This is a genomic window from Gammaproteobacteria bacterium (assembly GCA_040183005.1).
GTDB lineage: Bacteria > Pseudomonadota > Gammaproteobacteria.
In genome coordinates this window covers 87,818-102,707 of record JAMPIW010000005.1, presented here as the reverse complement: position 1 = coordinate 102,707, position 14,890 = coordinate 87,818, and the positions used below count along the sequence as shown (strand labels likewise).

At 57.4% G+C, this 14,890-nt stretch carries 10 protein-coding genes; 2 read left to right on the top strand and 8 right to left on the bottom strand.

What is annotated here, in order from left to right:
* Positions 1–92 precede the first annotated feature (92 nt).
* The 6 genes from gltB to M3A44_05655 all read right to left on the bottom strand — a co-directional run bounded on the left by gltB (position 93) and on the right by M3A44_05655 (position 10,380).
* Positions 93–4,562 (bottom strand): glutamate synthase large subunit, encoded by a 4,470-nt coding sequence (gene gltB, locus M3A44_05680; GenBank protein MEQ6341144.1) that lies wholly within the window; start codon positions 4,560–4,562, stop codon positions 93–95.
* Between the two features lie 208 nt (positions 4,563–4,770).
* A complete protein-coding gene (locus M3A44_05675; protein MEQ6341143.1) occupies positions 4,771–6,129 on the bottom strand; it encodes an AAA family ATPase in 1,359 nt (452 codons plus the stop codon).
* A 20-nt stretch (positions 6,130–6,149) separates the two neighbouring features.
* Positions 6,150–7,706 (bottom strand): exopolyphosphatase, encoded by a 1,557-nt coding sequence (gene ppx / locus M3A44_05670; protein ID MEQ6341142.1) that lies wholly within the window; start codon positions 7,704–7,706, stop codon positions 6,150–6,152.
* Between the two features lie 2 nt (positions 7,707–7,708).
* Positions 7,709–8,722, bottom strand: a complete 1,014-nt coding sequence (locus M3A44_05665; GenBank protein MEQ6341141.1) for a CHAD domain-containing protein — start codon at positions 8,720–8,722, stop codon at positions 7,709–7,711.
* Positions 8,723–8,724: 2 nt separating this feature from the next.
* A complete protein-coding gene (gene sixA, locus M3A44_05660) occupies positions 8,725–9,231 on the bottom strand; it encodes a phosphohistidine phosphatase SixA (GenBank protein MEQ6341140.1) in 507 nt (168 codons plus the stop codon).
* Positions 9,232–9,480: 249 nt separating this feature from the next.
* Positions 9,481–10,380 carry a PEP-CTERM sorting domain-containing protein gene (locus M3A44_05655; protein MEQ6341139.1) on the bottom strand — a complete coding sequence of 300 codons (900 nt, stop codon included), beginning with the start codon at positions 10,378–10,380 and terminating at the stop codon, positions 9,481–9,483.
* A gap of 432 nt (positions 10,381–10,812) precedes the next feature.
* Between M3A44_05655 and M3A44_05650 the strand changes: the two genes are divergently transcribed.
* Positions 10,813–12,000, top strand: a complete 1,188-nt coding sequence (locus M3A44_05650) for an SAM-dependent methyltransferase (GenBank protein ID MEQ6341138.1) — start codon at positions 10,813–10,815, stop codon at positions 11,998–12,000.
* Between the two features lie 137 nt (positions 12,001–12,137).
* Here M3A44_05650 and M3A44_05645 read toward each other — a convergent pair whose 3' ends face one another.
* The gene (locus M3A44_05645) at positions 12,138–13,103 is read right to left on the bottom strand and encodes a hypothetical protein (GenBank protein MEQ6341137.1); all 966 of its coding nucleotides are present in this window, start codon (positions 13,101–13,103) and stop codon (positions 12,138–12,140) included.
* Between the two features lie 449 nt (positions 13,104–13,552).
* Here M3A44_05645 and M3A44_05640 point away from each other — a divergent pair, with 449 nt between their 5' ends.
* The gene (locus M3A44_05640; GenBank protein MEQ6341136.1) at positions 13,553–13,963 is read left to right on the top strand and encodes a globin; all 411 of its coding nucleotides are present in this window, start codon (positions 13,553–13,555) and stop codon (positions 13,961–13,963) included.
* Here M3A44_05640 and xerC read toward each other — a convergent pair whose 3' ends face one another.
* Entirely contained in the window at positions 13,964–14,890 is a 927-nt protein-coding gene (gene xerC, locus M3A44_05635; protein ID MEQ6341135.1) for a tyrosine recombinase XerC, read from the bottom strand.

Sequence of the window (14,890 nt, the reverse complement as noted above, 5' to 3'; positions counted from 1 at the left end):
AATTTCGTAGGGTGCGCCGCGCGCACCATCGTTGCGATGCAGGCAGGGTGGTGCGTGGGACGCACCCTACGTCTGTTTTTTTCAGTACCTTGTCACGCTGCGTTACGCAAGGTTTCAAGGAGCGTTTCCAGTTCAGCGGCTTTGGGTTTGACCAGCCAGAAGCGGTCAATATAGGCGCTGAAGTCATCCAGTAAGGTTTGTCCCCACGCGCTGCCTGTCTCCGCGACAAATTCTTCGATCAGGCGGCGCAGGTAATTGCGGTGTCCGTCCATCGCTTCGGTGCCGATGCGGTGAATGTCGACCAGCTCGTGGTTGTAGCGGTCGACAAAACTGTTGTCACTGTCGAGGATATAGCTGAACCCGCCCGTCATGCCCGCACCGAAGTTGAGGCCGGTGGGGCCGAGCACTACCAATACGCCACCGGTCATGTATTCACAGCCGTGGTCGCCCACGCCTTCCACCACGGCAAGGGCTCCGGAGTTACGCACCGCGAAACGCTCGCCTGCCAGGCCCGCCGCGAACAGTTTGCCGCCAGTGGCGCCATACAGGCAGGTATTGCCGATAATAGTGGTCTGGTTGCTCTTGAATGTGGTGCCATGCGTTGGATAGATGACGATTTTGCCGCCCGCCATGCCTTTGCCCACATAGTCGTTGGCGTCGCCTTCCAGTATCAGGTTCAGGCCGCCCGCATTCCACACGCCAAAACTCTGGCCTGCTGACCCTGTCAACTTGATGGTGATGGGTGCGCCGTCCATGCCCTTGTCGCCATAGCGCCGCGCAATCTCGCCGGACAGGCGCGCGCCGATGGAACGGTGGATATTGCGGATCGCGTAACTGAACGTGCCGCCGCGCTTGTGCACGATGGCCTCCAGCGCATCCTCTACCATCTGTTCCGCCAGCTCGCCTTTGTCGAAAGGCGCATTTTTTTCTGACTGGCAGTATTGTGGGCTGGACGCCGCCACACCGCCGTTGGACAGGATGGGCGTTAGATCAAGCTTGCGCTGTTTATTGGTTTCGCCTTCGATGATGCGGAGCAGGTCGGTGCGTCCGATGAGGTCCGCCATGTTCCGCACGCCGAGCTTCGCCATCCATTCGCGTGTCTCGCGGGCGAGGAAGCGGAAATAGTTCATCACCATTTCCGGTAGGCCAATAAAATGAATCTGGCGCAGCACGTCGTTCTGTGTGGCTACACCGGTGGCGCAATTGTTGAGGTGGCAGATGCGCAGGTATTTACAGCCCAGCGCCACCATAGGGCCGGTGCCGAAGCCGAAGCTTTCGGCACCGAGAATCGCGGCCTTGATCACGTCGAGGCCGGTTTTCAGGCCACCATCGGTTTGCAAGCGTACCTTGGCACGCAGATTGTTGGCGCGCAGTACCTGATGGGCTTCGGTAAGCCCCAGTTCCCACGGGGATCCGGCGTATTTGATTGAGGTCAGCGGGCTTGCGCCGGTGCCTCCGTCATAGCCGGAAATGGTGATCAGGTCGGCATAGGCCTTGGCGACACCAGCCGCGATGGTGCCTACTCCCGCCTCTGCCACCAGCTTAACCGACACCAGCGCCTGAGGATTGACCTGCTTGAGATCGAAGATCAATTGCGCCAGATCCTCGATGGAGTAGATGTCGTGGTGCGGTGGCGGCGAGATCAGCGCTACACCGGGGCGCGCAAAACGCAGCCTGGCGATGAGGTCATTGACTTTGTCGCCAGGCAATTGTCCGCCCTCACCGGGCTTGGCGCCCTGGGCGACCTTGATTTGCAGGACCTCGGCGTTCACCAGGTAGGAAGGGGTTACGCCAAAGCGGCCCGAAGCAACCTGCTTGATCTTGGACATCTTCTCCGTGCCGTAACGCTTCGGGTCTTCGCCGCCTTCGCCGGAATTGGAGCGTCCGCCGAGGCGGTTCATGGCAATGGCCAGCGCCTCGTGTGCCTCCGGCGACAGGGCGCCGAGCGACATGCCGGCGCTGTCGAAGCGTGGCAGGATGTCTTCTATCGATTCCACTTCGTCGACCGGAATAGGCGCGGCATCGGGGTTCAATATCAGCAAATCACGCAGGGTCAGCGCCGGGCGCTCATTAACCAGGCGCGCGTATTCCAGATAGGTCTCGTAGCTGCCGGTCTTTACCGCCGACTGAAGGGTCTGTATCACATCCGGATTGTAGGCGTGCTGTTCCCCGCCATGGATATATTTGAGCAGTCCGCCTTGCTGTATGGATTTGCGCGGCAGCCAGGCATCATGCACAAGCTGGCGCTGGTCGGCCTCCAGGTCGTCGAAGCCAGCGCCTTGCAGGCGGCTCACGGTACCCGTGAGGCACAGATTTACTACCTCGTCATGCAGCCCCACCGCTTCGAATAATTGCGCACCACGGTAGCTGGTGATGGTGGAAATGCCCATCTTGGAGATGATTTTGTACAGGCCCTTATTAATGCCCTTGCGGTAATTCTCGGCCAGTTTAGCGGAGTCTTTGCCGACAATCTCTCCAGTGCGGATGAGGTCGTGGAGGCACTCATAGGCCAAATAGGGATAAACCGCTGTCGCGCCATAGCCTATCAACACCGCTATCTGGTGCGGGTCGCGTGCGGTGGCGGTTTCCACCACGATGTTGCTGTCACAGCGTAGCCCTTCGCGGATCAGGCGATGGTGTATCGCGCCGGTCGCCAGCAGGGCGTGGATGGGCAGCGTGTCTTTGGTGATGTCGCGGTCCGACAGTACCAGCACTACCTTGCCCGCGCGTACGGCGGCCACCGCACGCTCGCAGATTGCCTCAATGGCGCTGCGTAGATCCAGGCTTTGGGGGTAATTCAGGTCGATGCGCTCATGGGCATAGTCCGGGTCATTCAGCACAAGTAACTGCTGGAACTTGCCAGTGGATAGCACCGGCGAATCCATTTGTAGACGTGCTGCGTGCGCGGCGGTCTCTTCGAACATGTTCTTTTCGCGGCCCAGGCAGGTTTCCAGAGACATCACGATTTGCTCACGCAGCGGGTCGATGGGTGGATTGGTGACCTGGGCGAACTGCTGGCGGAAGTAGTCATAAAGCGAGCGCGCCTGTTGTGACAGTACCGCCATCGGCGTGTCATCACCCATAGACCCTACGGCCTCCTGGCCTGCCTCGGCGAGCACGCTCAGTACCTGGTCACGCTCCTCGAAGGTCACCTGGAACAACTTCTGGTAAACCTGCAAGGTGGCCGTATCCATGGACTCAATGCCGGGATCATTGCCATGCAGCGTTGAATCGAGATGCTGGACATGGTCTTTTAGCCATTGCCGGTAGGGGTGCCGCTCTTTCAGGCGCTGGTCGATGTCCTCGGGCAGCAGCAGCTCTCCGGTGCTGGTATCCACGGCGATCATTTGTCCAGGCTTCAGGCGTCCTTTGCTGACTACATCAGTTGGCAAGTAGTCATACACGCCAATCTCCGAGGCCAGGGTGATATGCCGGTCGCGCGTGATCACATAGCGCGCCGGGCGCAGGCCGTTGCGGTCCATGGCGCAGGCCGCGTAGCGGCCGTCGGTCATCACGATGCCCGCCGGGCCATCCCAAGGTTCCATGTGCATGGAGTTGTATTCGTAAAAAGCGCGCAGATCGGGGTCCATGCTCTCGATGTTTTGCCAGGCCGGCGGCACCAGCAGACGCATGGCGCGGAACAGATCCATGTTGCCGGCAAGCAGCACTTCCAGCATGTTGTCGAGGCTCATCGAATCGGAACCGCTCGTCGACACCAGCGGCTGGATGCTCTCCATGTTTGGGATCAGCGGCGTTGCAAACTTGTTGCCGCGCGCCAGCGCCCAGTTACGATTGCCCTGCACGGTGTTGATCTCGCCGTTGTGGGCAAGAAAGCGGAACGGCTGGGCCAGCCGCCACTCTGGCCAGGTGTTGGTGGAAAAACGCTGATGGTACACGCACAGCGCGGAGGCAAAGCGCTCGTCATTCAGATCCAGGTAAAAGACCGGCATGTTGGCCGGCATCACCAGGCCCTTATAGGAAATCACATTTGCGGCGAGGCTGGTGACGTAAAAAGTTTTGTCCTGCGACTCGATAGCCTTTTCGGTGCGGCGGCGCGCGATGAAAAGGTGACGATCAAACGTGGCGTCATCCATGGCATCCGCAGCATTGACGAACACCTGTTCGATGACCGGCAGGCTCTTCAGCGCCTCCTCTCCACAGGCCACGGGATTGACGGGCACAGGGCGCCAGCCCGCCACTTTCAGTCCTTCGGCGCCCAACTCAGATTCAAGCTTGTGGCGTGCCTGGCTGGCGAGGGCGGGGTCACGGTTCAGAAACACTACGCCTACCGCATAGCGCGGCGTCAGTTTGAAACCCTGTTCTTTGGCCTGTGCCTCCAGGAAAGCGGCGGGCTTTTTGAATAACAGGCCGCAGCCATCGCCGCTCTTGCCGTCGGCGGCAACCGCGCCACGGTGGGTCAGGCAGGCCAGCGAGCTGATGGCGGTCTGCACCAGCCAGTGACTGGGCACGCCATCCATCTGTGCAATTAGGCCGAAGCCGCAGTTGTCTTTTTCAAAAGATGGACGGTACAGGCCGGGGTTTGCGTTGTCTCTATGGTTCACTTTATTAGGCATTCAATTCTGGATCGCGAGTTAGCCGTCCCCTGCAAAATCGCAGGGGAAATGAATCTGAGTATACTAGCGCACGGCGCTTGGTTCAATGCGGGTGTGCTGGTACAAATCCCATGTGCTTTTGGTGGGTTTTTGGGTGTGCGGCAAGCGGCTGTGTGTCAGATAGCCGCTTGCGTGCCCGGCCAATAGGATGAACTTGCTACGGCCTGGGTTTTTTTAGGTCGTCCTGGATGCTGCCGATGCTGCGTATCCAGGGGGAGATACCGGTTAGTTTCGTGAGGTCTTTTGCCGCCTGTTCGGCTTGGGCGCGGGTAGGATAAATGCCGGAGAGCAAGACGTGCCGTGTCTCGCCGAGGCGGTTTGCGCGGAAGTAGGTGGTTTCCGTGGTGAGAGGATGGTTTGCGGTAAATTCCTTCAATGGTGCTTCGGTTTTCATCGACATAAGTTGAAGGGTGTAGTAGCTGGGGTTCTGCGCGCGCAGCCAGTCGTCATTTTTAAGTGCGGTTGTCGTTTCGGTGATTTCTTTTTTTGCGGGCACTGCAACTGCGTTGTGATCTGATTGCGCGGAAGGAGCAATATTGGTGGGCGCTTTTTCGCTGGGAGGTGCAGGCACGGGTTCAGGCGTGGGCGCGGGCAGCGCATTATTTACGCTGAGCCCAGCCTCCTTGGCCTGAACGTCCACGTTCGCAAGTTGCGCCAGTGCCGCCTCTCTTTGTTGCGTGGAGAGGGTGGGGTGTAATGGCGGGATCTCTAGCGGTATGGCCTTGCTTTGCGCGAGGGTTGCCGTCGATGCGGGCGAGGAGGGGCTGTTACCCTGAAGGGCAGCGCGCAGTCTTCCCTCCGGGGGGCGAGTGTCGAACGAGGTGTTGATCTGGTTCTGCAATAGCAATACAGCTGCTGCCAGAGTAATCGCGATGCACGTTAGCCATAGCGCCTTCTTTCCCCTTTTTGATGGATTGGCCGAGGATTTCTGACTGCTGGACGAAGCAGTAAGGTAGAAGGCGTGCGCCATGCGTTGCCGCAAGGGCGCAAGTGCGGGGGTGGCGAGCATGGGTTCGATCTGCGGCTGGCAAAACAGGATGATAGTCAATAATCCCTGGCCGTCGTCGCCCGTCTCAAGAATGCGCGCCAGCAATATGAGCACGGTTTCACGCAGTTGATCGGCGTTGTCTATCGCCAGTATCGGGCGATGTGCGTCCAGTCTCATCTCACGCAGACGCTCGCCCAACAGTCGCAGACGCGTCTCGCGGTTTTGTGTCTTGCTAACACGCAGGCCGAATTCTGAACTGAGTGTGGCGAGGATGTCATCCTCGTCCAGCATGGGTGTGGCGTCGATGCGGCATACGCGCCATGATTCGGAGGCCGAGTCCAGGAGTTGCTCCAGCAGGGCGGTTTTTCCGCTCTCTTTGCCGCCGATCACCACCAGCAATTCGCTGTACGGCGCAAGATAGCGCAACATGTGCAGGTGTTGCTCGTGCAATGGTGGGGCGTCGAGAATATCGTCCTCCGTGGAGCCTAGCGAGGGTTCGCGCCGCAGCGTTGGGGTGGATGGTGACACGATGGTTTCCGTTTATAGGTTTAAGAAAATTCCAGTTTGATGTTGGCCGCAGCCAGATAGGCGGCTTCCCCGGCCAGCTCGGTCTCGGTGAGGGGGTGTTGGGCCAGCCATGCCGAGGGGAATTGGATACGTAAGGAGCGTCGCCCCGCCGTCAGCCTGAAATCCGGCAATGCGGCGTCGGCGCGGCTGCGGTGCAGCAGCACCGCAAGACGTAGCAGGGTGCATAAGCGCCACTCCTGATCTATTTGAGAGGCGGGCAACTGCATGAATATCGCCATGGGAAACTTGCGCCGGTGACCACGGATCAATCCCGCCAGCCGTGCCTGCTCCTGGCGCGAGAATCCCGGCAGATCGGAATTTTCCACCAGGTACGCGCCATGTTTGTGGTACTGATTGTGGGCGACCGCCAAACCAATCTCATGCAAGCGGGCGGCCCAACTCAGTAAGTGGGCATGTTCCTCGCTGGCGATGCCCCAGTCCCGCGCCACCTGGGAGAGGCAGGCGAGCGCGGTACGTTCGACGCGGGCGGCCTGGGCGGTGTCCGCATGGTAACGCGCCATCATCGCCTGGATGCTGGTTTCACGCACATCTTCATGCTGTATTCTGCCCATCAGATCATATAACAGCCCTTCGCGCAGCGCGCCGTCGGCAACTTGTACGCACTTGATATCCAGCGTCTCCATTGTTGCAAGCAGGATCGCCACGCCGCCGGGCAACACCGCTATGCGCTCGCTGCTCAGGCCGTCCAAGCGTAGGCGTTGCACATGACCTGCATCGATCAGCGCGTCGCGGAGTTTGCGCAACGCTGGCCGTGTGATGCCTTTGTCGCTCCATCCCTTGTCGCGCACTATCCTATCGACCGCGCGGATGGTGCCCGACGCGCCGACGGCGCTCTGCCAGCCGGTCCGGCGGTATTGTGCCTGAATCGGCTGAAGCTCAAGCTGCGCGGCGATTTCCGCGCGTCGCATGTCACGGGCGCGGATCGCGCCATCGGGGAAATGGGCGCGACTCATGTTCACGCAGCCCATGTGCAGGCTTTCCATTTGCAGCGGCTCAAAACCCTCGCCAATGATCAACTCGGTGCTGCCGCCACCGATATCCGTCACCAGACGCCGCCCCTTCTGTAGCGGCAGACTGTGCGACACCCCCAGGTAGATAAGCCGCGCCTCCTCACGGCCGGCGACGATCTCGATAGGGTGTCCCAGCGCGCTTTGCGCACGCTCCAGAAAGTCGCCGGCATTGCAGGCGGCGCGTAGGGTGTTGGTACCCACGGCGCGCACGCTGCCAGACGGCATGTCGCGCAGGCGCTGACCGAAGCGTGCCAGGCATTCCAGGGCGCGTTTCTGGGCGGGTTCCCCTAGTCGGTTTTTCTGATCGAGTCCCGAGGCTAGCACTACCATTTCGCGTAAACGGTCAACGACATGGATCTGGCCGTTCATGATGCGCGCTACGACCAAGTGAAAGCTGGTGGAGCCGAGATCAATGGCTGCGACGATTTGCGGGGGGGCGTTATTCGGCACGTCAGCGATGGCTTTTATTTCTTGTGGAGGGGTGGACATGGTACTTGATTTTACCATGCCTATTTAACGCCGCGCGCCTTTTCAAGCAGGCTCTGCCCCAGGCGAGTGATGCGCCGCACAAGCGCCTGTGCGCCGTCATCAAGGTAATGGGCCGTAATCTCGGTGAATAATGTCTCCGTGCGTGCCTTTGCAAGCCGGGCGAGCGTGACTAGTCCGGCATGTTCATTGCGCCGCTGTTCTGCCCGCAGACGGGCCGGGTCAGTCTCGTCGCCAAGCTCAATTTCCAACAAGCGGCGTGCCCGCCCGGCTGCGGCCGTTTCCACCGCTAGTGTGATTTCCTGTGCATGCAGGTGTGCGTCGTGAAGGTCGCCGAGCAGATCTTGAAGCCCCTTAAGCTCTTTGATGATCTGCTTGCCGTCCTTAATCTCTTCCTGCATAGGCTCCAGCAGGTAGCGCAGGCGTTTTACCTGGATCCGGGTGTTGTGGAGGGTTTGCATATCGGTGGAAGAGGCCGCGCGCCACAGATCCTGTTCCAGCTCTTTACTGTGTTGTTTAATTTGTTTACCGATGATTTCGGTAAATGGGGGTTCGCGCATCTGGCCATGCAAGTCATACGCAACGGTATAGCGTTGAAGTTGTTTGCGGAGTTTCGGTTCAAGGCGCAAAAAATCCTTGATCACCCGCGCGCGTATTTCATCATAAGCCTTGGCCTTGCGCGCCTCCAGTCTCTCCAGCAGCCACAACCAGCCGATCCTCTGGCGTGCCGGCAGGTGGTGTTCTTGAGACCGCAGCCACTCGATCCGCACTTCGGCGTCACGTGCCTCATTAGTGGCCCGTGCGAACCGCCGCAGTTGCTTCCGGCTCTTTTTTGAGAGGGTGTCCGACAGTACATCTTGGTAGGTCTGCATGCAGCTGCGTAACCGGCGCAACGCCACACGGAAATCATGCAACGCCTCCGGATCGTCTGGATTATCAAACCGCCCATATGCAGCAACAGCGGCATCCAACTGCGCCAGCGCGATCATGCGCGCCGCGCGCGCGGCGGAAAGTGTCAGCAGTCCGGTGGCATCCACCGCTATTCTCCGAGAGTGCGGAGCTGGGACGGCGCAAGTGCCCAGATCAGTATCGCCTTGCCCTGCACGATGCCGTTCGGAAACTCGATCAAGCAAGCCGCTCCTTTCTTGAATTCGATAAAAGGTTGTTTTTTGCCCGTCAGCAGCCAGCTCACCAGATGGCCTAAATCCGGCTCATGACCCACCACGGCGACGGTGTCATGCCCTTTTTGAGTCCTGAGCCAGGATAATACCGATTCCGGGGCGTGTCCCGGAGCGAGCTCCTGCACCTCAACGGCCGTCAGCCTACCGTAGGCATCGGCGATGATTCGCGCCGTTTCCGCAGCGCGTACCAGCGGACTGGTGGCCAGAAGATCAATTTGAGGGATTACAGCATGAAGCCCACGTGCCGCCTTGCGCATCTTTTTGCGGCCGATGTCCGTCAATGGCCGCGCCTCATCGGGCTCGCCGGAAGTGGCGAATATTTCCCGGTCTTCGGCCGGGGCGTGGCGGATGACGAGTAGTTTCATGGGCGAGTACCTCAATGTTGGGGAAGTCTGCATGATACAAGGGTAGAGACTGGAGAATAATCCGTCCAGAGGTTTTGTGAGGCGAAATATGCAAACGTTTCGTGCGCATAGCGCACACTGCATCCAGTTTGACAAAATGGCAGGAACGAGGGAGATGAAAAGTGTGGCTGTAGAACAAAAAAAGCCCACCCGCAAGGGGTGGGCAATTAAGTGCTACTTGTCGAGCTTATTGTGATTAAAGCGAAATGCTTAGGCTGTCTTGCGACGGCGCGCTGCAACCATCCCGGCCAAGCCTAAGCCCAGCAGGGCCAAGGAGGCGGGCTCAGGCACTTGCTGGGGGGCGCAAGGAGGTTGGCCAGGTAAGCCACAGCCAATCTGCGTTCCTGCACCGCCACCTAACACCACAGCACGGCCTGCGGGGCCACTGGTGGTTTGGACTAAAACCTGTAAACCGCCGAACGTGCCTGCAAAATGATTATGCCAGGGCTGAGCACCCGCGATATCTGCATTGGTTAAACCTGGAAAAGCACTTAAGCCAGCAGCGGTGAGTTCAAGATTGCCACTCCCCCCACTTTCAGTGGGTATAATGCCTGGGATTAAAGTCGTCAACCAACCCCATGCGCCAGCGGTATTGCCCTCGCCGTGAGCGAACAAGCCGCCACCGGTAGCCGGAGTACCTGCTCCACCTACAAAAGTATTAATTGCAGCGGCATTGGCGTTAAGGACGGCTAGTTCGTCCCCAGTCATACCACCGGCAGTGTTGCCTCCTGTAGGGAAATATAATAACCCGGTATTTGCCAAAGTGCGCGTTAGTGCTCCTGCAAAAAAGTTTGCGATATTGGTATTGCCGTCAATGGTTTCCCTGGTCCAGCCTGCAGGCTTGGCAGCAAGATCGAAAGCGGAAGCAAAGGCCGATTGCGTGTTTCCAGTACAGCCTAAACAAACGGCCACCGTATTTCCATTGCCGACCTGGGGAAGAAGATTTTCAAACCCACGCTGAAAATATTCCCAGCCGCTGAAGTTTACCCCACCACTTACGCCGCCATGTTCTTCGGCGTCACTCCCATCAATAATTACCGGGCCAGCCGCGGTCAGCCCGCTAAATCCTACAGAAAGGCCTAAGGTGGCCGCGATCAATAGTTGTTTCATGACGTATTCCTCATAATAAACAAATGTCTAAAAATACTAATGGATAAATTGGCTTAGGCGCGCTTCCCTGTAACTTTTCTAACTTCTGCAGCTCCTTACATCAATAAAGCAATATTAATGCCAAACTTGTGTAATGTTATTTAATATTGTTTATTTTTATATAGTTAAATATTTTTTTTCGATTGAAGGCGGCTCGTCGGAGGGCTTTTTTTGAGAGATTGTAAAGAATTCCGACAAAATAACCTTTGAATTAGGTCGACAGATAATGGAGATTCAACGTCATTTTTCATTATACTTTTGATTTTTAATAAAATTTTATTTTTGTATGTAAAATTCAAGGATGTAAAGAAATCCGACACCCTATTGCTTCAATGACCTGCGCGTGTTTCCGAGCTATTATGGCAAGGGTTCATAACTTTCAGGACATATGCCGTGACTCTACCGAGCCTTGATGGCTTGTCCCCGCCGGATGCGGTCACGCAGGCCCATAGTGATCGGCTGCACGCCCTGATCCGCGATGAGGTCAAGTCCAACGATGGGCAGATCACCTTCGCCCGGTATATGGCTTTGGCGCTCTATGCCCCAGGTCTGGGCTATTACAGCGCCGGGGCGCACAAGTTTGGTGAGGCGGGGGATTTTGTCACAGCGCCGGAGATCTCGCCGCTGTTTTCGCGTTGCGTGGCGCGGCAGTGCTGCCAGGTGTTGGCCGACTTGGGCGGCGGCGATATTCTGGAGGTCGGCGCGGGGTCGGGGGTGATGGCTGCGGATGTGTTGGCTGAGATGGAGGCGCTTGACTGCCTGCCCGACCATTATTTTATCCTCGATGTGAGCGCGGATTTGCGGCAGCGCCAGAGGGAAACCCTTGAGAGGTGTATGCCGCACCTTGTGGAGCGTGTCCGCTGGCTGGACCGTTTGCCTGAAAGCGGGTTTACGGGCGTGGTGCTGGCCAATGAGCTGCTTGATGCCATGCCGGTGCATCTGTTCCGCGTCGAGGAGGAAGGGCCGCAAGAGCTCTATGTGGCCTGGGAGGACGATCGCTTCGCCTGGCGCAGTGGGCCGTTGAGTGAGCCGCGTTTGGAGGGGCGGATTGCGGCAATCGTGGATGAGCTGGGCGATTTATCGCCAGGCTATACCTCGGAAATCAACCTCGCCGCCGAGGATTGGGTGCGCAGTATTGCCGCAATGCTGGAGCGGGGGGTGGTGCTAATCATCGACTACGGTTTTCCACGCCGCGAGTATTATCACCCGGAGCGCAGCGGCGGCACTCTGATGTGCCACTATCGCCATCGCGCCCACCCTGACCCGTTGATATTTACAGGCTTGCAGGATATCACCGCGCATGTCGATTTCACGGCGGTGGCCGAGGCCGCCGTGGAGGCTGGTCTTGCCGTGGCAGGGTATACTACCCAGGCCTATTTTTTGCTGGGAAGCGGTTTGATGGAGATGGCTGCGGCATCCAATCCCGATGACACGCGCCAGCACCTTGCGTTGACGCAGCAGGTCAAGAAGCTGACCCTGCCCAGCGAGATGGGCGAGCTGTTCAAGGTGATCGCGCTGACGCGCGACGTCGACATGCCGCTTGCCGGTTTTTCGTTCCAGGATCAGCGCGGGCGGCTGTAATGAAAATCTTCCCTAACCCCAAAACTGTTTGTTTAAGGTAGTAATTCATCATTAGATGAGTCTAAAAAGAAAAGAGAAGGGGGTTGCCCTTCTCTTTTCCTGATTTCCTATCCTACACTTCTTGAGTGGAACAAGACTCAGAATACCGGTGTGGCTCCGAATTCCGAATTAAGAACGGTGGCCGGTGCCGCGGTCCATTCAAACGTATTCGGAGAAGTCAGGTTGGACGCCCGCACGGCTACTGGGGTTGTTCCGTTAGGATCTTTGATCAGGCTCTGCGTGCTGAATGACCCAGCGCCGGTGACGTCCTGACCTGCCCATACCACCTGGATCTTGTCTCCTACGGCATAGGTGATAGTGGCCGGATCGGTTGTATTGGTGGCAAACTTGAAATTGGTCTGGGCAGTGGTGGCAACATCAACCATAGTGACGAAACGCTGTTTGTCAGTGAGATTGGTTGTGCCGCCCACAAAGATCGTCTGATCAACAGCCAACGCCGAGGTGACGTTTGTGCCACCTGCCGCTACCGTGTTGGTGGTTACGCTGAAGCTGGTGAGGAATTCATCACCTCCGGCCACGCCAGCAGCACCAGCGCCCCTGTCGGACAGGCCCAGGGTCAACACAGCTTCGGCGCTATTGAGGACGTTGTTGGTGCCCCAGCCAGTCAATATCGTTGCGCCTGCGCCAAAACCGGTATCAATGAGGTTGGCGGCGGTGCCGGTTGCGGACAAAACACCTTCCTTGATGTTCATCTTTGAGGCCAGGCCCTGGGCAGCGCCTCCCATCTTCACGAAATCTTCCGATGCAAATGTCAGATTGGCGAGTGAACCGCCTGCCGTAGCAAATCCTTCGGCAATCATTGTTCTGACGTATCGCGTGCCGTCGGACATGGTTACTTCTTGTTGAAGAAACCCGGCTCCGTCAACCACGGTGGCGCAGGTGGTGCCGACGATGGCACATATTCCTGTGGTTGCTGATACCACGCCAGTGGCGTTGACGCTCCAGTTGTCGAAACCGCCAGCTGGGGGCGCCGCCATTGCCGTTCCCGAAAGGACAAGTGCCAGGGAACCGGCGGAACTTAATGCTTTTAGTACGTTACGCATAATCATCTCTCCTCACGTGTGAGATTTAACAAAATATAGAGATGGGCTCCTGCCACTTCTCTCCACAAAGATGCAAAGACGGGTACAAATTCGGCAACTGCTCCATGCGTTGCGCTACCTCGCCCATCCATGGACTCGCCTGCGGGCATTAATACCCTCGTCAAGGTTATCGGCGCATCGTAATCAACCTTTAGTGGTTTTTACGTTCGATTTTTAGGGTGCCTGGCGAGATTGTTCCAGAGTTGTTTTTTGAGCTAATGACTAATTGTTTTTTAAAAAAATAATAAATTTAAGATTGGGGCGGATGGTGGCAGCGGAACGATGGAAAAACCTCATATTTTAATCGGGCGTGCCGCTAATAGCGGTATCACTGTGTGTGGGCACGTTGCATATCGCCCCATGAAGCTGATCAAAAAACCGGGGTATTTTCAGGAATGGAGTTTTTAGCTATGGCAAGAAATTTTACACAGGCCAAGACCAGCCTGGGACGTTGTATCAACAGCGGGAGTGATTTATTTGGAAAATTTTATGACATTTTTTTGGTGAGCCATCCTTCCATCTCGCCAAGGTTTGCCAATACGGATATGAGCGCGCAAAAAGCGCTGCTTAAAAATGGGATCAATCTGGCGATCATGTATGCCGAGGGTAACCCCATCGGGGCGAGCGGAATCTCGCGGATCCGTGATACCCACAGCGCAACAAAAATGAACATTGAGCCTGGCCAGTATTCTTATTGGCTTGATAGCTTTATAAAGGCGGTATCAGAGACCGATCCACAGTTCAATCCGGAAATTGAAAAAGAATGGCGTGAATTGCTGCAGATAACCATTAGTCACATCACCAGCGGTTATGGGAAGTAATCAGGAGCGTTTTTTTGCCCGTGGGTGGGCGCTGTCATAGACCTTGGCCAGATGCTGGAAGTCGAGGTGGGTGTAGATCTGGGTCGTGGAAAGATCGGCATGGCCGAGCAGTTCCTGCACTGCACGTAAATCGCCGCTGGACTCCAATAAGTGGCTGGCGAAGGAGTGGCGCAGCATGTGCGGGTGGACGTGCATGGGGGCGCCCTGCTTGATTGCCCACTCACGCATGCGCAATTGTACGGCGCGTGGTGTAAGGCGTTTGCCGTGTTGCCCCACGAACAGGGCGGATTCATCGGGCGCGGCCAGCGTGGCACGCGCCTCAAGCCATATTTGTACCGCTTCTCGCGCATAGCGGCCCACCGGCACGATGCGGGTTTTAGCGCCTTTGCCGGTAATGCGCACGGTGGCGTCGGCCAGGTTTATTTCGGCGCAATCGAGATTGGTCAATTCACTCAGGCGCAAACCGGAGGAATACATCAGCTCCATGACGGCGCAGTCGCGCAAGGTTAATAGTGCTCCAATTTCTCCCGCAACATTCTTTACGCTATCCATCGTCAATAGACGCCCCATTTGATCCGCATCCAGGGTTGCCGGTAGTTTGCGCGGTGATTTGGGCGCGCGGACGCCGTTCGCTGGGTTATGGGTGATGATGTTTTGGCGGATCAGATAGTCGCAGAGCGAACGCAACGCAGACAGCAAACGTTGCAGGCTGCGTCCTCCCAGGCCGAGGCGATGTTGGGCGGCCACCAGCGCGCGCACGTGATGGCTGGTGAGCGTCGGCCAATGGTCGATTTTTTGTTGATGGCAGAACGTGATGACTTTGCCAAGGTCGCGCTGGTAGCTCTCAACCGTGAGCGGCGAGAGGCGCCGCTCATCGCGCAAGTGCGTGAGGAACTTGTGGAGCCACTCGGTTTTGGTATCGGACAC